Annotated in this window: 22 protein-coding genes; 8 read left to right on the top strand and 14 right to left on the bottom strand. The window is 36.5% G+C overall.

The window, feature by feature from the left end; all coding sequences use genetic code 11:
- The 4 genes from RLO81_RS05615 to RLO81_RS05600 all read left to right on the top strand — a co-directional run.
- On the top strand, positions 1-342 hold a 342-nt coding region (locus RLO81_RS05615), incomplete at its 5' end, for a circularly permuted type 2 ATP-grasp protein (RefSeq protein ID WP_350108446.1).
- Between the two features lie 16 nt (positions 343-358).
- Positions 359-1,339, top strand: coding sequence for an alpha-E domain-containing protein (locus RLO81_RS05610; protein WP_350108443.1), 981 nt, complete (start codon positions 359-361; stop codon positions 1,337-1,339).
- Positions 1,336-2,085, top strand: a complete 750-nt coding sequence (locus RLO81_RS05605) for a proteasome-type protease (protein WP_350108440.1) — start codon at positions 1,336-1,338, stop codon at positions 2,083-2,085. The genes RLO81_RS05610 and RLO81_RS05605 overlap by 4 nt, the downstream gene beginning before the upstream one ends.
- Positions 2,075-2,905 (top strand): transglutaminase family protein, encoded by an 831-nt coding sequence (locus tag RLO81_RS05600; protein ID WP_350108437.1) that lies wholly within the window; start codon positions 2,075-2,077, stop codon positions 2,903-2,905. Before RLO81_RS05605 ends, RLO81_RS05600 begins: the two co-directional genes overlap by 11 nt.
- Here RLO81_RS05600 and RLO81_RS05595 read toward each other — a convergent pair.
- The 11 genes from RLO81_RS05595 to RLO81_RS05545 all read right to left on the bottom strand — a co-directional run bounded on the left by RLO81_RS05595 (position 2,898) and on the right by RLO81_RS05545 (position 16,486).
- Entirely contained in the window at positions 2,898-3,584 is a 687-nt protein-coding gene (locus tag RLO81_RS05595) for an alpha/beta hydrolase (protein WP_350108434.1), read from the bottom strand. The genes RLO81_RS05600 and RLO81_RS05595 overlap by 8 nt on opposite strands.
- A gap of 49 nt (positions 3,585-3,633) precedes the next feature.
- On the bottom strand, positions 3,634-4,212 hold the full coding sequence (locus tag RLO81_RS05590; RefSeq protein WP_350108431.1) for a redoxin domain-containing protein: 579 nt from the start codon (positions 4,210-4,212) through the stop codon (positions 3,634-3,636).
- 140 nt (positions 4,213-4,352) lie between these two features.
- Positions 4,353-4,700, bottom strand: coding sequence for a 50S ribosomal protein L20 (rplT, locus tag RLO81_RS05585; protein WP_350108428.1), 348 nt, complete (start codon positions 4,698-4,700; stop codon positions 4,353-4,355).
- A gap of 103 nt (positions 4,701-4,803) precedes the next feature.
- The gene (gene rpmI / locus RLO81_RS05580) at positions 4,804-4,998 is read right to left on the bottom strand and encodes a 50S ribosomal protein L35 (RefSeq protein WP_350108425.1); all 195 of its coding nucleotides are present in this window, start codon (positions 4,996-4,998) and stop codon (positions 4,804-4,806) included.
- Between the two features lie 28 nt (positions 4,999-5,026).
- Positions 5,027-5,587, bottom strand: a complete 561-nt coding sequence (gene infC, locus RLO81_RS05575; RefSeq protein ID WP_350108449.1) for a translation initiation factor IF-3 — start codon at positions 5,585-5,587, stop codon at positions 5,027-5,029.
- Between the two features lie 112 nt (positions 5,588-5,699).
- Complete coding sequence (gene thrS, locus RLO81_RS05570) at positions 5,700-7,625, bottom strand: threonine--tRNA ligase (protein WP_350108422.1); 1,926 nt, start codon at positions 7,623-7,625, stop codon at positions 5,700-5,702.
- Between the two features lie 10 nt (positions 7,626-7,635).
- On the bottom strand, positions 7,636-8,733 hold the full coding sequence (locus tag RLO81_RS05565; protein WP_350108419.1) for a tetratricopeptide repeat protein: 1,098 nt from the start codon (positions 8,731-8,733) through the stop codon (positions 7,636-7,638).
- A 1-nt stretch (position 8,734) separates the two neighbouring features.
- The gene (locus RLO81_RS05560; RefSeq protein WP_350108416.1) at positions 8,735-11,233 is read right to left on the bottom strand and encodes a DUF5686 and carboxypeptidase-like regulatory domain-containing protein; all 2,499 of its coding nucleotides are present in this window, start codon (positions 11,231-11,233) and stop codon (positions 8,735-8,737) included.
- Between the two features lie 94 nt (positions 11,234-11,327).
- Positions 11,328-14,006, bottom strand: a complete 2,679-nt coding sequence (locus tag RLO81_RS05555) for a DNA gyrase/topoisomerase IV subunit A (RefSeq protein ID WP_350108413.1) — start codon at positions 14,004-14,006, stop codon at positions 11,328-11,330.
- Between the two features lie 10 nt (positions 14,007-14,016).
- Positions 14,017-15,879, bottom strand: coding sequence for a DNA topoisomerase IV subunit B (locus RLO81_RS05550; protein WP_350108410.1), 1,863 nt, complete (start codon positions 15,877-15,879; stop codon positions 14,017-14,019).
- Positions 15,880-16,048: 169 nt separating this feature from the next.
- A complete protein-coding gene (locus RLO81_RS05545; protein WP_350108407.1) occupies positions 16,049-16,486 on the bottom strand; it encodes a hypothetical protein in 438 nt (145 codons plus the stop codon).
- A gap of 116 nt (positions 16,487-16,602) precedes the next feature.
- Between RLO81_RS05545 and RLO81_RS05540 the strand changes: the two genes are divergently transcribed.
- Genes RLO81_RS05540 through RLO81_RS05530 form a run of 3 tightly spaced genes read left to right on the top strand, consistent with a single transcriptional unit; the run spans position 16,603 to position 18,663 of the window.
- The gene (locus RLO81_RS05540; protein WP_350108404.1) at positions 16,603-17,823 is read left to right on the top strand and encodes a sterol desaturase family protein; all 1,221 of its coding nucleotides are present in this window, start codon (positions 16,603-16,605) and stop codon (positions 17,821-17,823) included.
- A complete protein-coding gene (locus RLO81_RS05535) occupies positions 17,820-18,185 on the top strand; it encodes a hypothetical protein (RefSeq protein ID WP_350108401.1) in 366 nt (121 codons plus the stop codon). Before RLO81_RS05540 ends, RLO81_RS05535 begins: the two co-directional genes overlap by 4 nt.
- A gap of 58 nt (positions 18,186-18,243) precedes the next feature.
- Entirely contained in the window at positions 18,244-18,663 is a 420-nt protein-coding gene (locus RLO81_RS05530; RefSeq protein ID WP_350108398.1) for an arsenate reductase family protein, read from the top strand.
- Here RLO81_RS05530 and RLO81_RS05525 read toward each other — a convergent pair.
- Positions 18,660-19,487, bottom strand: coding sequence for a CvfB family protein (locus RLO81_RS05525; protein ID WP_350108395.1), 828 nt, complete (start codon positions 19,485-19,487; stop codon positions 18,660-18,662). The two genes, RLO81_RS05530 and RLO81_RS05525, sit on opposite strands and share 4 nt — an antisense overlap.
- 87 nt (positions 19,488-19,574) lie before the next feature.
- Between RLO81_RS05525 and RLO81_RS05520 the strand changes: the two genes are divergently transcribed.
- A complete protein-coding gene (locus RLO81_RS05520) occupies positions 19,575-20,465 on the top strand; it encodes a 3-hydroxybutyryl-CoA dehydrogenase (RefSeq protein ID WP_350108392.1) in 891 nt (296 codons plus the stop codon).
- A 67-nt stretch (positions 20,466-20,532) separates the two neighbouring features.
- Here the strand turns inward: RLO81_RS05520 and RLO81_RS05515 are convergent, their stop codons facing one another.
- Both RLO81_RS05515 and RLO81_RS05510 read right to left on the bottom strand, forming a co-directional pair.
- A complete protein-coding gene (locus RLO81_RS05515; RefSeq protein ID WP_350108389.1) occupies positions 20,533-21,126 on the bottom strand; it encodes a tetratricopeptide repeat protein in 594 nt (197 codons plus the stop codon).
- A gap of 75 nt (positions 21,127-21,201) precedes the next feature.
- Positions 21,202-21,836, bottom strand: a 635-nt coding sequence (locus RLO81_RS05510) for a dienelactone hydrolase family protein (RefSeq protein WP_350108386.1), incomplete at its 5' end; no start/stop codon positions are given.

Below are 21,836 nucleotides of genomic sequence, written 5' to 3'. Positions count from 1 at the left end.
ATAGCTGATTTGGTGGTGAAAGAAACGAATGCAGCAGGTGGTTATGGAATGTTAATTGGGCCTAAGGCTACAAAAGAGGAACATGAGAAATTTAAAGGGTTATTAAAGGCGAATCCAAGAAATTATATAGCGCAGCCAACTTTATCATTGTCAACAGTGCCTACCATGAGCGATGAAGGCTTTGCCCCTCGTCACGTGGATCTTCGCCCCTATGCACTTTACGGTAAATCAATTGACATAATTCCGGGTGCATTAACACGGGTTGCTATGGTAAAAGACTCACTGGTTGTTAATTCTTCTCAAGGAGGAGGAAGTAAAGACACATGGGTGTTATTTGATTAGAATTTAAATAAATTATATGTTAAGCAGAGTTGCTGATTCATTATTTTGGTTAGGAAGATATACGGAACGAGCTGAAAATTACGCCCGTTTTATTGACGTAAATTTCAATCTATCATTGGATTTGCCACCAGGTATTGAGGAACAATGGGATCCATTACTTCAAGCCACAGGAGGTAAGGAGCAATACATAGAATTATTCGGTGAGGAAATAACCCGTGCAAATGCAATTCTTTTTTTAGGATTTGATGAAAGAAACCTTAACTCTATTTATAACTCTGTAAAATTCGCTCGTGAAAATGCACGAATAGTGAGGGAAAGTATTCCTAAAGAAACCTGGGAGGTTTTAAATGACCTACATTATTACGTAGAAGAAGCTAAAGACAAGAAGATTTGGAAAAAAGAAGACCCTAAAGATTGCTTCAAATATATCAAAAGTCAGATACAGTTGCTCAATGGAATCGCCTACGATAATGTGCCCAGAACTCAAGGTTGGTACTTCTCCAAACTAGGGCAGTTTTTGGAGCGCGCAGATAAAACATCTAGAATTTTAGATGTAAAATATCACTTTCTTTTGCCTTCACTTGACGATGTAGGTTCACCTTTAGATTTTCTCCATTGGGTAGCATTACTAAAATCAGTGAGTGGTTTTAATGCTTATAGAAGAATATATGGTATAATTAAACCTGAATCCATCGTTGATTATCTCGTTTTAAACCGTTTCTTCCCTAGATCAGTTCTTTTTTGTCTTCAAAATATCGAAGACTGTTTACATGAAATTTCTGGCTCCAAACAGGGTTATTCAAATATGGCCGAAAAGGCCATTGGAAACATGAGATCAGATTTAGAATTCGCAGATGTAAATGATATTTTTAATGATGGATTACACGAATATCTGGATAATATACAACTAAAATTAAACAACATCTCTGATCTAATCTATGATCAATATTTTAAAATAAGACCTAATTTTACAGAAGAAATTCAAATCCAAGAATGACATATTGTTTAGGTATTTTCAGCAAAGAAGGTATAGTTGGTTTAGCAGATACTAGAATTACATCGGGTAGTGACACCACTGTTTCTAAGAAAATTTTTACTGTCCAAAGAGAGAAGCATTCGTATTTTATAATGACTTCTGGGCTGAGATCCGTAAGGGATAAGGCTATTACCTATTTTAGCGAAGTAATTGACGATCAGGATAAAAATTTTAATAAGCTGTATAAGGCAGTTAATAAATTTGGAGAACAAGTAAAGCGTGTTGCAGATGAAGATGGTGCTCATCTTAAAGATTCAGGAATGAGTTTTAACCTTCAGGCTATTGTTGGCGGCCAACTAGAGGAAGATGAATATCCAAAACTATATCTACTTTACCCTCAAGGAAATTGGATTGAAATTGGTGAAGGTACCCCTTTTGTTATCATTGGTAACTCTGGGTTTGGAACACCCATATTAAAACGTTCACTAACGTATGATTCTAGTCTTGAATTTGGCCTTAAAAGTGGCTTTCTATCATTTGATGCTACGAGAATTTCGGCCAATGATGTAGATTACCCCATTGACACGGTAGTATTAAAAAAGGATGAATTCAGAATGATTGAACACCGCTTTCAAGAGAAAGACTTAGGTCATATCGCTGATTTTTGGAATTCAAAATTGAAGGACGCAATCAATAAATTGCCTGCAAACACCTTGAATAATGCTTTAAGTTTTAAAAAATTAGAAGGGATAACCGATGATACTTAAAATTAAACATCATACAAATTATCAGTACCCTACTCCTATTTTTCCAGAACCTCAACACCTTTATTTTACTCCTCTTAGTAGAGGTTATCTAAATATTATTGACTTTAAATTAGAAGTCAATCCAAAGCCTACTGGAAACGCGATAAGAATTGATATTGAAGGTAACCCTTATAACCAATGTTGGTTTAATGAATTAACTGATCATTTGGAAATTAATGTTGAGATAGAATTAGAACTGGATCAATTAAATCAATTTGATTTCTTAGTAGAAGAAGCACCAAAAACAGAAATGAATAAGGCCGTAGATCTCTATTTAAAGGATCAATTATCACTAAAGAAGGAATCAGTCGAATGGCTCAAAACGATTGAAAATAATGATCCTATTTCGTTTATAGGAAGTTTATGTCAATCAATACATGATAAATGGGATCATACAACAAGCTATGATACAGAATTGCTTGATCCTAACAAGTGCTTTGATTTTAAAGCTGCTTCTTGCAGAGATTTGGCATGGATGATGATTCAAATGCTTAGACATGTTGGCTATCCAGCACGATTTGTAAGTGGCTACAGCTATAATCCTGAATTAACAGGCCACGAATTACACGCATGGGTGGAAGTATGGGTGCATGGGGCAGGATGGATTGGAGTAGACCCATCATCAGGTTTATTTATTACCGAATTCTATATTCCCATTGCAGCAAGCTATCACCCAACCAATACATTACCTGTTCAGGGTAGCTACAGAGGGTCAGCTCCATCTGAATTAACAACCTCTATCGATCTTCAAGTAAAAAAACGTCAAGAACTAACTAATTAGATTGTAAGCTGGAGCTTATAATAGAAAGTAGTTTCCCACTATCTCTTAAGACCCTTACAATTTCGTGGTCCCCCTCCTGCATTCCTATTAGCTCAACTTGTTTAAAGTTTTTTAGTTGTTTCGCATGTACTTTGTCTAATCTGTATTGATTTGAATAGTAAACTTTTATCTCTGTTTTAAAATCAATACTTTTCAATACCTTTTTAAGGTCAAATAATTCAGGGTTTTTATTTTTGTCAAAATGTAGCCCTTTCATCTCTCTTGGCCATCTGTGATCCCAATGAAGTAGTCTTTTCAACTTATTTATGAATGTTTGAGGCGCAAAGGCAAGAACCACATTTACGTTGAGCATTGCCCCTAATAAAATGGCCGCATAACCACCCATAGAATTACCAATAAAGCATACCCGTGCGTATTCATTCTCTTTAATCAGCTGAGCTAAGTAATCCTTAAGAGCATCAATAGAAGAATATCTGGAATCCACGCCTTGATGGTACCAGGCTTGATTAAAATCACGTATAAATAGCTTATCGCAATCTACAGTGCTTAATGAATTGAAGAACTCAAAAACTGGTATACCCAAGCCTTGTCTAATCCCGCCAAATGACACCAGCAATTTAGAGCTACCATTAAACGCCTCATAAATAGGTGCTTTATTTTCAATACTTATTTGTGGCAATTCTTATTGGCGTTTGTGATCAAATTCTAAACTAACGGAATTATACTACCTACACTATTAAATCATTAGATATTCCGTTCGCAAAATCAACAATCTCATTTACCAACATTCTACTATTCAGGCGCTCAGAGTAATGCAGTTTTCGAATAATTAAATCTTCATCTAGTAAAAACTCTGCTGGCATCGTTTTAATAGATTCATCACCCGCCATCAAGTGCATTGGCACACCTGTTTTACCTGCTTTTATTGCTGTTTGCACAAATGATGTTATATGACTAACTGCCGATTTATAGCCTGACTTTTCGATTCCATAGGCCTGGTACCAAACATTTTCAGGGTCTGATATAATAGGTACAGGTGAAACTTCTTTGTGGAAGGTACTTCTTAAAATAATCTCTTTCTTTGATTCGAAAAAGAATATCATTTCCATATTATTCAACTCGTTTTTTGAATACAATTTTGTTAGCGCATGCACTCGCATATTACAAAAAGGGCAACCAGCATGCCGGTAAAAGCCTATTAAGGTCTTTTTACCTTTATAATCTTCCAGATTAATTTGTCTTCCAAAAACATCCGTTAAATTGAATATAGGCGCTTTAGTGGAAGAAAGAAGTCGTGTATTATTCATATGGTTATATACGTTATTCTAATAAGGTTCGGATTTTGTTCTATAACAGTTTAAATCATAAAAAGATATAGCCATGTCCATTAAATAAAAAAGCCTATCTCAATGAGATAGGCTTAATAATACAGATCGTGGTTAAACGTTTATTTGCTTACTTTCTTTACAATTGCTTCGAAAGCCTCTGGATGATTCATTGCTAAGTCTGCTAATACTTTTCTGTTAAGATCGATATTGGCTTTCTTTAAATTACCCATTAATTGAGAATAAGACATTCCGTGCATTCTGGCTCCGGCATTAATACGCTGAATCCATAATTTTCTAAAATCCCTTTTCTTAGCTTTTCTATCGCGGTAAGCGTAAGTCCAACCTTTTTCGACAGCGTTTTTAGCAACTGTCCATACATTACTTCTTCTTCCCCAATAACCTTTAGCGGCCTTTAGGATTTTTTTTCTTCTAGCTTTTGATGCTACGTGATTAACTGATCTTGGCATTTCTTTAATTGTTTTTGACTATTGGCGCTCTAATTCAATAAAGTCTTTGCTGGTGCCTTATAGTCGGGTTAAAATTTAAAACCTGAGTAGTTGAAAAAATAAACTAGATGTTTAATTGTTCTTTAATACTCTTTTCATCCGACTTATGAACCAATGTCATATGAGTCAGATTTCTTTTTTGCTTCGTTTCCTTTTTAGTCAAGATGTGGCTTTTAAAAGCGTGTTTACGCTTTAATTTGCCACTACCTGTAAGCTTGAATCTCTTCTTCGCTCCTGACTTAGTTTTAACTTTTGGCATTTTATATAATTATTATCGATCTGTATTCTTATTTCTTTTTAGCCGGTTTAGGCGCTACGAACATAATCATTCGTTTACCTTCCAACTTAGGTAGCTGTTCTACCTTTCCATAGTCTTCAAGGGCCTGGGCAAACTTTAATAATAAAATTTCACCACGCTCTTTAAATACTATCGTTCTTCCAACAAAGTGAACGTAAGCCTTTACCTTAGAACCTTCTTTTAGAAAGTTTATCGCGTGATTCAATTTAAAATTGAAATCATGCTCCTCGGTATTAGGCCCAAAACGGATCTCTTTAATCACCGTTTTCTGAGCTTTCGCCTTAATTTCCTTCTGTTTTTTCTTCTGTTCGTATTTGAACTTCGAGTAATCAATGATTTTACAAACTGGAGGATCAGCCTTAGGTGATATTTCCACTAAGTCTAGATTCTGTTCTTTAGCCAGTTCCAGAGCCTTACTTATCGGATATACATCAACTTTGACATTCTCACCAACAACCCTCACATTACGAGCAGTTATAAGTTCATTTACTCTGTAGGGCTCTTCTACTCTCCCTCGAGGCCCTCTTCTCTGAAATCTTTGTTTACTAATTGTTACCTCCTTTAGTTTACCTTGAAAAAACAGTTTGCAAATATCAACATATATTTTCGTTAATCAAAAAGTATAAAATCTTTTTAAAATTGATCAACAGTTGATTTATCCTTTATATTGAGACTTTTTTCTCAAAATGTCCAATGAAATCTTCAATACTCATACTTCCTAAATCCCCCTCGCCATGCTTCCGTACTGAAATTTGCCGATTGGCCTCTTCCTTTTCGCCCACTATAAGCATATAAGGCACTTTCTTCACCTCAGCATCACGAATTTTTCTTCCAATCTTCTCATCCCTGCTATCTAAAAATCCTCTGATGTCTTTTTCATTTAATAGGGTTTTTAATACTTCTGCATACGAATGATATTTTTCAGAAATTGGAAGTATCGCTATTTGATCAGGCGCTAACCATAGCGGAAAGTTTCCTGCACAATGTTCAATGAGCACCGCTACAAACCTTTCCATGGAACCAAATGGAGCCCTGTGAATCATTACTGGTCTATGCTTTTGATTATCAGAACCAGTGTACTCCAGTTCAAAGCGTTCAGGTAGTGTATAGTCAACTTGTATAGTGCCTAATTGCCAACTTCTACCCAAGGCATCTTTCACCATGAAGTCCAGCTTTGGGCCGTAAAATGCGGCTTCGCCCTCAACTGATACGGTAATGAGGCCTCGTTCGTCTGCGGCTTCCTGAATTTCACGTTCTGCCCTATCCCACAATTCATCGTCACCAATGTATTTTGCTTTATTACTTTTATCTCGCAATGAAACCTGAGCCGTATAATTCTCGAACCCTAACGCCTTAAAAGTATATAGCACTAGGTCTATTACCTTTACAAACTCATCTTTTACCTGATCTGGTCGGCAAAAGATATGTGCATCATCTTGAGTAAAGCCCCTCACCCTCGTTAGGCCGTGCAGTTCACCGCTTTGCTCGTAACGGTATACCGTGCCGAACTCAGCAAGCCTCACCGGAAGGTCTTTATAAGATCTTGGTTTTGAATTGTAGATTTCGCAATGATGCGGGCAATTCATTGGCTTAAGCAAAAATTCCTCATCTTCATTTGGAGTTTTAATCGGCTGAAATGAATCGGCACCATATTTTTCGTAATGCCCGGATGTTATATATAACTGCTTAGAACCTATATGTGGGGTTACAACAGGATCATAACCAGCTTTCACCTGAGCCTTACGCATGAAGTTCTCTAGTCTTTCGCGGAGTATGGTTCCTTTAGGTAACCATAATGGTAAGCCCATTCCCACTTTCTCAGAAAAAGTAAAGAGCTCAAGTTCTTTGCCTAATTTTCTATGATCCCTCTTTTTTGCTTCTTCCAGCCTTTCTAAATATTCTGATAGCTCCTTTTGCTTTGGAAATGTAATGCCATAGATACGGGTTAACTGCTTCCTTTTTTCATCACCTCTCCAGTATGCACCAGCAACACTCATCAGTTTAATAGCCTTAATTAGCCCTGTATGCGGTATATGAGGTCCTCTACATAAATCTATAAAGTTACCTTGCTGGTAAAATGTAATAGTACCGTCCTCTAAATCATTGATGAGTTCAATTTTATACTCATCGTCTTTTTCTTTGAAATACTTGAGTGCATCTTTTTTGGAAACCTCACTTCTGGCAAACTCATTTTTATTGCGAGCCAGCTCAGTCATCTTTTTTTCAACGGCTGCTAATTCTTCATCTCCAAAATCAATATCCCCTAAGTCAACATCGTAATAAAAGCCATTTTCAATGGGCGGTCCGATACCAAACTTTACTCCTGGGTATAATTCTTCTAAGGCTTCTGCCAAAACGTGAGCTGAAGAATGCCAGAAGGTAGATTTTCCTTCGTTGTCGTTCCATGTTAACAATTGTACCGTTGCATCTTCATTAATGGGTCTGGACGAATCCCAAACTTCACCATTCACTTTAGCAGATAATACATTTCTTGCAAGGCCTTCACTTATGCTCATGGCCACATCGTGACTGGTAATGCCCTTATTAAACTCCTTTATTGTCCCGTCCGGTAGGGTGATTTTAATCATTCCACTCATTTTACTGATTCACATCTTTACGTTCAACCACAGGTGGAGTACTTGTTCTTATACTATCAAAATTTCTTTCCTGTTGCCGTAATCGCCACAAATATGCAATTTTTCTATTCAACTTATCCAGTTCATTCAAAGCAATTACATCAGTAGAATCATATTTAACTAAAGCCTCATAATACACCTTAGATTCGTTGTATTCTCTTAAATTATCAAACGACCTTGCAACTAAAAGTTTCGCGTCACGATTGGTAACGCTATCGCTCAGTAATGATTTTTTTGCCAGTACCAAGGCCGAATCGTATTTGCCTAACTGATAATAATAAAGGGCCAAGTTATTCATTAATACCTTGGAGGTATCTACTTGCTCCACTAAGCGTTTGTATATCGAAATAGCACTATCGTAGGAATTTCTAGTGGCATAAATATCGGCCTGAATTAATAAGAAATCCTGATTATCTTCATTTAATTCTAGATATTGAGAAATATACTTTTCTGCCAAACCAACATTCTTTTTCATATAAATGTGATAAAGCGATTTATATGGTCTGGATAGTTCGGGTGCAACCTCAATAGCTTTCGTATAACTTGAAATAGCGGTAACAGTATCTTTCAAACTCAAATAAATATCTCCTTTGAGCGATAGGTTTTCAGCTGAATAATTAAAATCAAGCAACCGTTGTATGGCTTTTTCTGCATCATCAGCCTGGTCAAGTTTTAGGTAATTTATGGCCAGAAGCCTATACAACTCATAATTTCGTAAGCCTCGCTGTTCTGCCTGGAGGGCTGAATTGATACTTTGCTGAACTTCACCTTTATTGTATAGAATCTGACTTTGAAGTAAATAAGACTCTTGATATGTTGGGTCTAGTTCTAAGGACTTTTGAACATCAATTAATGCACGTGAATAATTATGAAGCTTATAATTAACTTCTGCCCTTTTAAAATAAGTTAACTGATTGGCACTACCCGATTCAATGATCTCATTTAAATATACTAAAGCCTCTTTTTCACTTGAGTGGCCATCCATAGCTACCATGCTATGCTTCGAATGGCGCTTACAAGCGCCTAAAAGCAACAGTGATATAAGAATGAAATACTTCAAGCTATAGAATGAATTGGAAACTAAATTTAACGGCAAATTTTGAAGCGTCTGGATTGTCTAAATACGTTAAACGATGTAAAAAATCAACTCTTAATACCTTAAAAATGTTTTCTACTCCATAGCCAAGTTCTATGTAAGGATCATCAGTGAGACGGCCAATTTGCTCGATCTCTACACCATTTTCATCAAACTCCGGCAGCAAGTTCAGATTCTCAGTATCGAGATAACCGTACAGTACATTTGCTGTGGCTACAAGCCTCCATTTAAGCTTCTTCATAAGAGGAATCCTATTAAGGATAAATCCCTCGAAATAATGATTATATCGCAGCGAGGCATAGGAAGAACTGGCAAACTCTGAGAAGTTCATTAGGTTAAAAGCCGCCTGAGAAAAGAAGGTAGACTCATTTCCAATATGCGCTTTTAATAATGGATAAGGCAACGTTTCAAATATGTGTTCGGCTGAAACATCAAAGTTTGAGGTTCCAAATAAGCCTAATCGCAAATCTTTTCGAATATTAATGCCCATACGATTATAGGAGAAATCGCTACCTGCAATGCCTGCAATACCTCGTGTGTACTTCAAAGTAAAAATTGGCCATTTGTTAGCCCCAAGGCTAATTCTGTCATTTTCATTTTGAATAAATAATTCATCTTTGGCAAACCTGGATTCTATGGTTACTTCTGCGGTTTGGATTTCACGCTCCAAAGGCGAGTCCATACTTTCTGGCTCTGTCCGATAAGCGAAACTATATAGGGGGTCGAAAGTTCTGTAATTGAACGTGATTTTTTGATTATATCCCTTAAATAACTCTCGTTGGGCAATAAACTTGAATTGATCGTAATAATAAGGCCTAACCAAATTTCCAAACTTAGTTGCAGTTAAAAATACAGAATAGCCTATCAGGTCTTCAGCTGCTAGCCCTACCTGGTCTATATCGTGGGTGTATTGCGCCTGGATGGTTGTCCATCTATCCCGTGAAAGTATCCGCTTAACAAAGCCATTGTATTTAAATTCATCATCCCTTGTTCCATAAGCTAAATAACCCCCCAATATCCAACGGTTACTAAAATCTGAATTAGTTCTTAACCCAAGTTGAAAACGATTTCCTTCAATCCTATTATTAGCGTATATAGATAAATAAGGCCCTACATCAAATTTGCCTACTTTTTTATATCCGTTAATGGCAATATTTATGAGTTCTGTATAAGTCTTTACAATAGGAATATTTTTTAGCGTGTCTATCATACGGTAAACACTCATTTCTGTTGGACTTAATGGCTCGTGGCGTTTATTTTCCCAAAATTCATCTGTATTGCCAATTCTAAAATCTTCAGCAACTACAATTGGCTTCTCATAAAATTTATTCTCATAAGGCTTATTCACTTCAATGTCTTGGTTTGAAGTATAAAACTTCGCCAAAACACCCGCCATATTTTCAGTAATCTCTCCAATATCCAGTAATATTCTATTCTTAGTAGGTATCCAGGCACCAGCATCGGTTTTTACTAATTCCTGCTGTATTTTAATCTTTTCAATATAATTTAGGTTAGCTGCTTTAGTTACTGTGGCATCAATCTGCTTCAATGCATACTCGTTCTTTGTAATCCACATTGTACCAAAAAATGCAAGGTCTTGCTCTCTTTTTGGATAAAAATCAAGCCTATAGCAATAGTCATTACCAACCATTGCACTGTCTAGCAAGTCATAATCATAATAAAGTTTCCAGCCGTCAGCAATTGGAGAAATAAAATCTTTGCTGACAATATTTAGCCAATTCTGATAGAAATTATATTCCTGAAAAGAGGATCCTATAAACTGTGAAATCAAAGAACCATCTTCTACCCCAACACCAGTAATTTTTGATTTAAGGATTTCTTCATGCTTCAGTTCTGGATTATTTCTGAAATAGAATTTTGATATAGTCTCAGAGATAAAAACGGGTAAGATAGGCTTACCATCTTCACCTGCAATTTGCTCTACACTATCCATTACCTGTGTAATCTTCTTAACAAATTTCTTTTTCTTGAACCGATCTGTAATGTTGTCCACATCAATCTCAACTTTAGAATATGTTTCGTATTGATAAGCCTCCAACGTTTTCTTATCATTTATTGGTTTATTGGCGATAACGTTTCTAAGTATGGGAAAGGCGGGGTTTTCTCCAGCAATAAATACCACCTCCTGCAAAGTGGCCACATCTTCCTGAAGTTGAAAGTTAACCACTTGTGTCTGACCGTTATTAATAGGCTTAACCTTCGGCTTGTAACCAATATAAGAGCAAAGAACAGAGTCGACCCATAGTCCTATTTCAACCTTATAGTAGCCTTCAAAATCGGTGGTTGTTCCGGTTGTCTGATCCTTGAAAATAACATTAGCAAATGGGATTGGATCTCCTGTAGAGGCATCCGTAACACGACCTGAAACAACTGTTTTTTGCGCAGTTGCAGACCATGAAACAAGAAAGAAAATGGAAAGAAAAATAACCCTGTCTAACTTCACCGGATCGTTACATTTTGAATTAAAGGGTAAAGTAAATTAATAGCTTTTAGATAAACCCATCTTAAAGCAATTTTTTCATAGAATAATTAATAAATTAGAAGTCAAGCTCAATTGTATCTCCAACATTATAACCAGACGGGCCTTTGGAAGACTTATCATTCTCAGTTTTAATATCCGCTTTCATTTCAGGCTTTACTTCTACTTTTGGCTTATCTTCTGCGTTAACTGCCTTATGTTTTTCTTCTACCTGTTCTGACTTGGCTGATTCGAGCAATTTAACCTTTTTAACATTATGCTGATGGAGCCTGTTACCCAGGGCCTTCCAGCCTTTTACATCAATCAGGTCATTAAGGTTTAATTCTTCTTTAATTTTATCTTTAGATTTACCTTTCACATACTCGACTTCAATCATGGGGTTGGAATCCGTTGTAGCCAGTATTAACTTAGAACCAGCCGATTCGCTTATAAATAAGAATTTCTTTTCTGTGGTTGTGGTTTCAACTAAAAATCGTTTTACTAAATAGTTTTTACTCTCACCTTCATAATGTACCGCTGAAACAGGCTTTTTTGGATCAAACCTGGCAATATGCACCACTTTGTTAGGTTCGTACCTGTTAGTTAATTCATAGGATGTCAATTCGTAAGTCCCATCATTATAAATCACAAGAATATGGTCATCACCATTAAATTTGCCGATGTGAATACCTCGCTCATCTTTATTAAGTCGGCCAACATTTTCATCATACCAGATATCCAAGCCACTCAAAGTAGAGACTCCTTCTGTTTTTAACTCTATTTTCCTTACGGGATATTTAGTCAGAATATTTCCGCCAGCTCCTCTTCCTTTGATATCAATGGTTGAAAAATCAAAATCAAACACCTTAATTCTAGCTTTACTGCCCGAAGTTAGTTTAACGGTTACCACTTCTGCTTCACCATTAGGGTTGGCTGTTAAGTATAAAGTTTTAGAGCCTTTGGCACCTTTGGTTAAATCATATTCCTTGTCACGCGTAATGGCAGTAACCTGAAACCTTTTCACCATAGACCTACCTGTTTTGCCATCGAGGTAAACCATATTATATGTCATCCGATCATCCCCTTTATTCCAAACTCCCACATGCATAATATCTTTACCCATGAAGGTTTTATCTGAAATTCTTGAAACCACTAACTTACCATCTCGTCTAATGGCAATGATATCATCCAGGTCTGAGCATTCGCAAACAAACTCATCTTTCTTCAGGCCATAGCCCACCATGCCATCTTGCCTGTTCACATACAGTTTCTGGTTATTGGCAGCAACAATGGTTGTATCTATCGAATCAAATGACTTGATTTCAGTTTTACGCTCTCTACCTTTGCCATATTTCTCCAATAAATTTGAGTAATAGTCAATAGCGTAATCTGTAATATGCGCTAAATGATGCTCCGTTTGTTTTAATTCTTCCTCTAATTTTTTTAGTAACTCATCTGCTTTGAATGAGTCAAACTTAGAGATACGCTTAATTTTTATCTCTGTAAGCTTAACAATATCTTCCTCTGTTATTTCTCTATAGAATTGTTCTTTATAAGGATCTAGACCCTTATCGATTGTTTCTATTACTGCTTCCCAGGTTTCGCACTCTTCAATGTCCCTGTAGATTCTATTTTCTATGAATATTCGCTCTAATGAAGAAAATAAAATCTTCTCCATTAACTCAGCTTTCCTAATCTCTAATTCTTGTGTAAGAAGACTGACCGTTTGATCCGTATTTAACTTGAGAATTTCATTTACTGGAATAAAGAGAGGCTTCTCATCAATGATTACACAGGCATTCGGAGAGATAGAAACCTCACAATCCGTAAAAGCATACAGTGCATCAATAGTTATATCAGGCGATTGTCCTGGAGCTAAATCAACAATAATCTCAACATCTTTAGCGGTATTATCAACAACCTTTTTAATCTTAATTTTACCCTTATCATTCGCTTTAATGATGGATTCAATCAAGCCTGTAGTGGTGGTTCCAAAAGGAATGTCTTTGATTATTAATGACTTCTTATCTTGCTCTTCTATTTTGGCCCTTACCTTAATCTTTCCACCTCTTAATCCTTGATTGTATTCAGAAAAATCAGCCATCCCTCCGGTGGCAAAATCTGGGTATACTTTAACTTTTTTGCCTTTCAAAAGATCGATTGAGGCTTTTATTAGTTCGCAGAAATTGTGCGGAAGAATTTTAGTGGATAAACCTACTGCTATACCCTCAACTCCTTGTGCAAGCAACAATGGAAACTTAACTGGAAGCGTTACAGGCTCCTTCTTTCTTCCATCATAAGAAAGCTGCCAGTCTGTAGTTTGTGGGTTGTATAGTACATCTAACGCAAACTTTGATGGCCTGGCTTCTATGTATCGAGGGGCAGCAGCACTGTCACCTGTCCTAATATCTCCCCAATTACCTTGGGTGTCTATCAATAAATCCTTTTGGCCTATATTAACCATTGCATCAGCAATAGATGCATCACCATGAGGGTGATACTGCATGGTCTGACCAATGACATTGGCAACCTTGTTGTACCTACCATCATCCATCTCTTTAAGAGCATGCATGATTCTACGCTGAACGGGTTTAAATCCGTCTTCAATAGCAGGTACTGCTCTTTCTAAAATTACATACGATGCATATTCCAAAAACCAGTTTTGGTACATTCCAGAAACTGGTATTACATCATGGATTACATCTTCGTTGTCATAATTCTCATGTGCCTCGCCTTGAGGCTCTTTTTCTTCAGCCATTAATTATGATTTATGCTACTTCTGCTCCAACAATATCTTTTTCAACCTTCAAATTACCAACGATAAACTCCTGCCTGTCAGGTGTATTTTTACCCATATAAAATTCGAGTAATTGCTTTATCGAGGTGTCTTTGTTTAAGATGATCGGATCCAGACGAATGTCTTCACCTATAAAGTTTCCAAATTCTTCGGGTGATATTTCTCCAAGCCCTTTAAAACGGGTTATTTCCGGTTTATTGCCAAGTTTAGCTATTGCCGCTTTGCGCTCTTCATCTGAGTAACAGTAAATAGTTTCTTTCTTATTTCTTACTCTAAACAAAGGTGTATCCAGTATGTAAACATGACCTTGTTTCACCAAATCAGGGAAAAACTGTAGAAAGAATGTAAGCAATAGCAATCTAATATGCATACCGTCTACATCGGCATCTGTGGCTATCACAATTTTTCTGTACCTCAACCCTTCAATACCATCCTCTATATTTAATGCATGTTGAAGTAGGTTGAACTCTTCATTTTCATACACCACCTTTTTCGTAAGATTAAAACAGTTCAAAGGCTTTCCTCTCAAACTAAACACTGCCTGTGTTTGCACATCTCTCGATTTCGTTATTGATCCACTGGCAGAATCTCCCTCGGTGATAAAAATCATCGTTTCATCAACCCTATCCCCTTTTTTATCATCATAGTGGATGCGGCAATCCCTGAGCTTTTTATTGTGTAAATTGGCTTTTTTGGCCCTTTCATTTGCCAACTTTTTTATACCTGCAATTTCTTTACGCTCCCTTTCTGACTGGATGATACGCTTTAGCAAGGCATCCGCCACTTCACTATTACGATGAAGGAAATTATCCAGCTCCGTTTTTAAGAAGTCGTTAATAAAGGTTCGCATTGTCGGGCCATCTGGTCCAACATTTTGAGAACCTAATTTTGTTTTTGTTTGCGATTCAAAAACCGGTTCTTGAACCCTAACCGCTATAGCGCCAACTATTGAAGCTCTTACATCGGTGGCATCAAAATCCTTTTTGTAGAAGTCTCTAATCGTTTTAACGAGCGCTTCTCTAAAGGCTGCCAAATGTGTACCACCTTGCGTTGTATATTGCCCATTAACAAATGAATAGTATTCTTCACCATACTGGTTACAATGCGAAAGAGCAACCTCAATATCTTCACCTTTCAAATGAACAATAGGATAACGAAGTGTTTCAACATCTGTCTTACGCTCTAGTAAATCTTTTAAGCCATTTTCAGAGTGAAATTTCTGGCCATTAAAATTGATTGTAAGTCCAGAATTAAGAAAAACATAGTTCCAGATCAGGTCATTCAGATAATCTGGAATGAAGTTGAAATTTTTGAATACTGTATCATCCGGCTCAAAGCAGATAAGCGTACCATTGCGGCCGCTGGACTTCACTACTTTGGCGTCATTCTTTACATTTCCGCGTTCAAACTCTGCTACTTTGGTTTCGCCATCTCTAAACGATTGCACCTTGAAATAATTAGAAAGTGCATTAACCGCTTTGGTACCTACTCCATTTAGTCCAACCGATTTCTGAAAAGCTCCTGAGTCATACTTACCTCCAGTGTTGATTTTCGAAACACAATCAACCACTTTTCCTAGCGGAATCCCTCTGCCATAGTCTCTAACCTCAACTCTATGATCTGTAATTTTCACATCGATGGTTTTACCATAGCCCATCATGTGCTCATCAATACAATTGTCAATTACTTCTTTCACCAGCACGTAAATACCATCGTCCTGTGCTGAACCATCGCCCAGTTTACCAATATACATCCCTGGTCTTAAACGAATATGCTCTTTCCAATCAAGGGATTTAATACTGTCCTCGGTATATGCTACATGATCAACTGCCATAAAATTTTATCTAAAATACCTGCTCAACGAGCGAATAAACACCAAAAATTACACTAATTCAAGCGCCTTAACTATATTGATTTTCAAGGCCTTACGATTAAAAAATGAAAACCATCCACTTAACTTACAGAAAGTTAGATAGTTAAAAGCATAGGAATAAAATAAAGGTTTAAGAGGATATTTTTTCTTTTACCAGAAAAACGGGTAGCGACAGCACACTAATTATCACAGCTCCTAAAGAAACAAATATCAAATACCCTATACTTTGGTAATTGAAGTTTTCTCCGCCATTAAATATTTGTAAGAATGACAGTACTACAATTAAGAAAAAATTTAGTGCAGCAGCCATGCCCATTAGCCAGCCTTTAATAAATTCAGTCATTTTATTGTCTTGCTTTCTTAGACGCCAGGACAGAATATAAAAAGTAAAATTTGAAACGGTTATTAACGTTAAAGCCAGGAAAAAGAAGGTCTCCCGATCCAACCCTTCGAAAGTGTTATTAATAAATATTAATTGGTCTTCTCTAAAGCCCGCATAAACAAATAGTAAAAATGCAGATACGGCTAGAAGTGTGGTAAACCAAAGGGCTTTGATGAGTCTGTTCATAGTAAATAATTAATTGACTGCGAAAATAGTACTATCATGGTTTACTAAAAACAGAATTAACAGATGTTTGCTGAAATTCTTTAAATTTACAATATTATGCATGCAGCTTAATTACCATGAATATTAACCCTATCATTCTTTCTATACCTATCTATTTTCTTTTAATTGGAATTGAGCTTATTATCCAGTGGGTTACAAAAAAGAAGCTTTACAGGCTTAATGATGCTGTGACCAACATATCCTGTGGTATTACACAACAGCTTTCAGGAATATTTCTTAAGGTATTGGGTGTTGGTGCCTATGCCCTAGTTTACCACTACTTTCACATTTTTGAAATACCATCAACCTGGTATTGGTTTATAGTCTTATTTATAGGCGCTGACTTTTTCTATTATTGGGCTCACCGTATGAGTCATGAAATTAACCTTTTTTGGGGTGGTCATGTGGTGCATCATCAAAGTGAAGATTATAACTTTTCTGTTGCACTGCGTCAAGGTTCATTTCAAATATTGTGGACATTCTTCTTCTACTTCCCACTTGCCATCATCGGTTTTAAGCCTGTTGATTTTGTGTTTGTCTCAGCCCTAGTAACTGTTTACCAGTTTTGGATACACACTGAAACTATTAATAAAATGGGCTGGTTTGAATTGGTTTTCAATACTCCATCCCACCATCGCGTACATCATGGTAGAGACCCAAAGTATATTGATAAAAACCATGCAGGTGTATTTATAATTTGGGATAAGATGTTTGGAACCTTTCAAAAAGAAGAAGAAAAGCCAACTTATGGTATAACGAAACCAATAAACAGTTGGAATCCAGTATGGGTTAACCTTGACCACTATGCACAAATGGTGAAGCAATGGCCTCAGATAAAGGGGATTAATAATAAATTAAAATTTTTGTTTAATAAGCCAGGTTGGCTGCCCGAAGAATTAGGTGGTTATCAAGCGCCTCAAGAAGTGGATAAGGCTACGTATACGAAATATCATACACAAACACCAACAAGGTTAAATGCCTATGTGTTATTTCAGTATATTATAGCTCTAGGTATTACAGCACTTTTTTTATTTAATTATTCCAAGCTGGACGTTGTCTATCAAATAGGTGCAGTTTTATCAATAATGGTAACTGTGGTTAGTGCAGGTGCTTTATTAGATAACAAAAGCTGGGGCTATCCAATGGAGTTTTCAAGGCTTATAGTTTTTCTAGTTATTGGCGTATTCATTGCTTTTATGTATTCTATGAGCTGGTTATATTTAGCGAGCGTGGTATATTTAATTCTTTCCATAGTAGTTTTGCCTTCCAGAAGTAAATCAGCAGAACTAGCCAAATGAAATACATAACTCTTTTACTACTTGCCCTATTATTTTCCTGCAATAATGTGCCAGATCTACCAAATGTAGATGAAGTGTTATGGCAAAGTGACTTGAACGGATGCAAAGGCATCAGGTTTAATCAGCTTAAAGCTATTGAGATGGACAAAGACTTAATTAAGGGCCTAAATCAGGATGAAATTATTTCTGTATTAGGAAAGCCAGATCAAAATGAACTATATAAAAGGAATCAGAAGTTTTTTATTTATAACATCACCCCAACGAACTGCCCGGAGAATGATGATGTTATCCCCAGGCAATATCTTAGTGTCCGATTTAATGCTACAGGTTTAGCCAAAGAAATCATCGTGTATCAGGAATAATCAATTTCTTATTTCAGTTTTTTTTTCTAACTTATTGATTCAAATTAAACTGAAAAGAATGAGTAGTATCCAATTTCATCCAAATGAGTTATTATTGGTTTATTATGATCCAAGTTCAACAACCGGTAAGCAAACACGTGCATATGCCAAATCTGTTTCCAACAATGTAAACGAAGTAGATTTGAGAAATGTAAAACTTACAACTACCCTTTGGAAAGAAATTGTGAATATGCTTAAGCTTCATCCTGAAGAAATAATGGATAAAGGTAGTCAGTTGTTCAAAGAAAAAATTGCAGATAATCATTATACAATGACAGGCCTGTTGGATGTACTTGCCCACACCCCAGAGCTTCTAAAAGCACCCATTGCCATTTACCATAATAAGGCAGTTTTTTGTCAGAAACCAACTGATATATTAAGGTTAGAAGTTAATAGTAATAATAGCTTTAAGGTTCCACCTCATTTAAGACGAGATTAGTTTAATAGCTTTATTCCCGAATCAAGTAATTCAACCCTCTTGTTTTTATAAAGCCCACCGAGGGCTTTCTTAAAAGCTTTTTTGCTCATTTTTAGTTCTCGCTGTATCTCTTCGGGAGAGGATTTATCGTGCAATGCCAATTCTCCATCATTCTTTTCCAAAGCTTCAATCAAACGCTTTGCGTTTTCATCTATCGCTTCTACACCTACTTTATTTAATCTTAAGTCAAGTTTGCCATCTTCCCGTATTTTTGAAACAAAGCCTTTCAATTCATCACCCACTCGCACTGGTTGAAATAATTCGTTTTTGTAGAGCAAGCCAGAATAACGTTGATTAACTACACTCTGATAACCTAAATCAGATTCATCGAATACCAAAATATCAACTTCCTCCCCTTCACTTAATTCGCTTGCATCTTTATCTAAAAACACATTTAGTTTTCCTACACCTAAAAGTCTGTCCGTTTTATGATCAAGGCAGATTTTCACAACTTCGATATCTCCAACCTGATACCTTCTGGGTTGTTCCTTTACTGGAACAAATAAATCTTTCTCAAGACCCCAATCCATAAACGCACCATGCGGTGCTATATCCCTAACCTGTAATGCCACAAAGTCATTTAGTTTTCCGTAGGGTTCGAGGGTCGTGGCCAATAACCGATCTTCAGAATCTCGATGCAAAAAAACCCGTATAGAGTCACCTACTTTATAACCCTCGGGTATATACTTTACAGGCAATAAAACATCACCTAAATCAGATTTTAAATACATGCCAAAATCTACTTGCCGTAGGATTTCCAGCTCGTAATATTCGCCAATAGTCATGGTGGCAATTTACCAACAATTGATATCTATACGCTGCATTTTTTTATATATTTGCCTCCCTCAAAGCTTAAATTAAATCTACTATCTATGAAAAATATTGCAGTAATTGGTTCGGGAACAATGGGAAATGGTATCGCACATGTTTTTGCCCAAACTGGTTATCATGTTTCGTTAATTGATATATCCGCATCGGCATTAGAAAAAGCAATTGCCACCATATCTAAAAACCTTGACAGACAAATTGCTAAAGAAAAAATTACAGAGGCAGAGAAGAAAACTACATTAGACAATATTACAACTCATACAGATACAAAGGTAGGTGTTAAAGGTTGTGACCTTGTTGTTGAAGCTGCCACTGAAAATATTGATCTAAAACTTAAGATTTTCAAGGATCTTGACGGAGCATGTGATGCTAGAACAATACTTGCGACTAACACATCTTCTATTTCCATTACTAAAATTGCAGCTGTTACTAACAGGGCAGATAAGGTAATTGGCATGCACTTTATGAATCCTGTGCCTGTGATGAAACTTGTAGAGGTAATAAGAGGCTATAATACCAGTGACGAGGTTACGGAGCAAATAATGTCTTTGTCTAAAGACTTAGGTAAAGTACCTGTGGAGGTAAACGACTACCCCGGCTTTATTGCGAATCGTATTTTGATGCCTATGATTAATGAGGCCATCTATTCTCTTTACGAAAGTGTGGCTGGTGTTGAAGAAATAGATACCGTCATGAAATTAGGCATGGCGCATCCAATGGGTCCTTTGCAATTAGCAGATTTTATTGGTCTGGATGTTTGCCTTTCAATTCTCAACGTACTTTACGAAGGTTTTGGAAACCCCAAATATGCACCATGCCCGCTGTTGGTAAATATGGTAGAGGCCGGACATAAAGGCGTAAAATCTGGTAATGGTTTCTACTCTTGGGGACATGGCACTAAAGATTTAATTGTAGCAGATCAGTTTAAAAATTAATAAAATTTAACAATAAAAAAGGCCATCCATTAGTAAGTGGATGGCCTTTTTAGTGCGAACGAAATTTTTACCTACAGTACTTTTTAATTAACTCATCCGCTTTTTCTACACCAAGCGTTTTAGCCATTCTAAAATCAGCACATGCCCGTGAATATTGCTTCCCATAAATTCTTAGTGATCCTCTGGAAAGATATGCTTCTGGGTACTCCTTATCTACACTAATTGCTGAATTATATGCCGATAATGCATCCTGAACGTTTCCTAACTTTTGATGTGCCTTGCCCATTAGTGTAAAGGCAGTTGCATTTGTTTCGTCAAGTTTTAAAACCTTTTCGGCATAAAAGATGGTGTTTTCATAATCATTTAACCTGTAATAATAATCTGATGTAATGCTTAAATGTGCATTCACATTTAATGGATCTTCTTTAATTACCCTTCTAAAATCTTTTAAAGCCAGTTCGAATTTACCAAGTTCTTCATAAGCTCTTCCTCTGTTATAGATCGTCTTTATATCCCTGGGTTCTGTATTTAGGTAGATGGTGTATGACTCTATGGCTTTCTCGTAATTGCCCTGACTGAAGTGTATATCACCTTCATTGGAGTTTTCATTTTTACAACCCATCGCACTCATCAATAGTGCTACCACTAATAATCTCTTCATGATGTTTTTACTATAAAAAATTAAGCTGCACCACCTGGATACAGCTTTGAAGAGCAAAGGTAAAGAATAATTAAATTAAATGGAGGCTAGAAATGATTTAACCGCACTCCAATAATCTTTAGAATCAGTAAATTTAGACCATAATGCCTTAGAACCATGGTTACCAGGAGTTTCTGGTATAAAATGCGATTTTCTATCTTCATTAATGGCTACATATATTCCCCACCAACTTCCTTTTTCTGATCTGGCAGATGCTATAAATACCGGCACTTCAATATTGGTAGCATCAGAAGTTATATAATCTCTTGGCTTGCCTTGATTAACAAAATACTCGGCAGGTGAAAATGCCAAAACAGCATCTATACCTACCATGCTTCCAGCTAATTTCAGAGCTAGTGCAGATGAATAAGAACTACCCCAAATTATTACCTTATCCGTTGTCAAGTTATTCTTTGCGTATTTGATTGCTGCTCGCATATCTGGTAAAGCATCAGCATATTGGGTAGATTTCATTGCCTTTGATGCATTAATTCGCGTGAGGTTAGTAACATTATTAACTGCGCCTCCAGATCTCAAATCAACAGCCAGGCAGTTATAACCTAAGGCATTTAATTCAGGCGCAATTTCAATATACTCACCCCTGCTCCAATTTGCCTGATGAAATAAAACAATCATAGGTGCAGTATCAGGATGAGCCATATATAAATCAG

Origin of the sequence: Fulvivirga sp., from assembly GCF_040220315.1 — a bacterium.
Classification (GTDB): domain Bacteria; phylum Bacteroidota; class Bacteroidia; order Cytophagales; family Cyclobacteriaceae; genus Fulvivirga.
This window is presented reverse-complemented; position numbering and strand designations above follow the sequence as displayed.

Bases quoted from the DNA above. Each gene is read 5' to 3' on its own strand.
- RLO81_RS05610 (WP_350108443.1), top strand. From the start codon at position 359: ATGTTAAGCAGAGTTGCTGATTCATTATTTTGGTTAGGAAGATATACG.
- RLO81_RS05605 (WP_350108440.1), top strand. From the start codon at position 1,336: ATGACATATTGTTTAGGTATTTTCAGCAAAGAAGGTATAGTTGGTTTA.
- RLO81_RS05600 (WP_350108437.1), top strand. From the start codon at position 2,075: ATGATACTTAAAATTAAACATCATACAAATTATCAGTACCCTACTCCT.
- RLO81_RS05590 (WP_350108431.1), bottom strand. From the start codon at position 4,212: ATGAATAATACACGACTTCTTTCTTCCACTAAAGCGCCTATATTCAAT.
- rplT (WP_350108428.1), bottom strand. From the start codon at position 4,700: ATGCCAAGATCAGTTAATCACGTAGCATCAAAAGCTAGAAGAAAAAAA.
- rpmI (WP_350108425.1), bottom strand. From the start codon at position 4,998: ATGCCAAAAGTTAAAACTAAGTCAGGAGCGAAGAAGAGATTCAAGCTT.
- thrS (WP_350108422.1), bottom strand. From the start codon at position 7,625: ATGATTAAAATCACCCTACCGGACGGGACAATAAAGGAGTTTAATAAG.
- RLO81_RS05555 (WP_350108413.1), bottom strand. From the start codon at position 14,006: ATGGCTGAAGAAAAAGAGCCTCAAGGCGAGGCACATGAGAATTATGAC.
- RLO81_RS05550 (WP_350108410.1), bottom strand. From the start codon at position 15,879: ATGGCAGTTGATCATGTAGCATATACCGAGGACAGTATTAAATCCCTT.
- RLO81_RS05545 (WP_350108407.1), bottom strand. From the start codon at position 16,486: ATGAACAGACTCATCAAAGCCCTTTGGTTTACCACACTTCTAGCCGTA.
- RLO81_RS05540 (WP_350108404.1), top strand. From the start codon at position 16,603: ATGAATATTAACCCTATCATTCTTTCTATACCTATCTATTTTCTTTTA.
- RLO81_RS05535 (WP_350108401.1), top strand. From the start codon at position 17,820: ATGAAATACATAACTCTTTTACTACTTGCCCTATTATTTTCCTGCAAT.
- RLO81_RS05530 (WP_350108398.1), top strand. From the start codon at position 18,244: ATGAGTAGTATCCAATTTCATCCAAATGAGTTATTATTGGTTTATTAT.
- RLO81_RS05525 (WP_350108395.1), bottom strand. From the start codon at position 19,487: ATGACTATTGGCGAATATTACGAGCTGGAAATCCTACGGCAAGTAGAT.
- RLO81_RS05520 (WP_350108392.1), top strand. From the start codon at position 19,575: ATGAAAAATATTGCAGTAATTGGTTCGGGAACAATGGGAAATGGTATC.
- RLO81_RS05515 (WP_350108389.1), bottom strand. From the start codon at position 21,126: ATGAAGAGATTATTAGTGGTAGCACTATTGATGAGTGCGATGGGTTGT.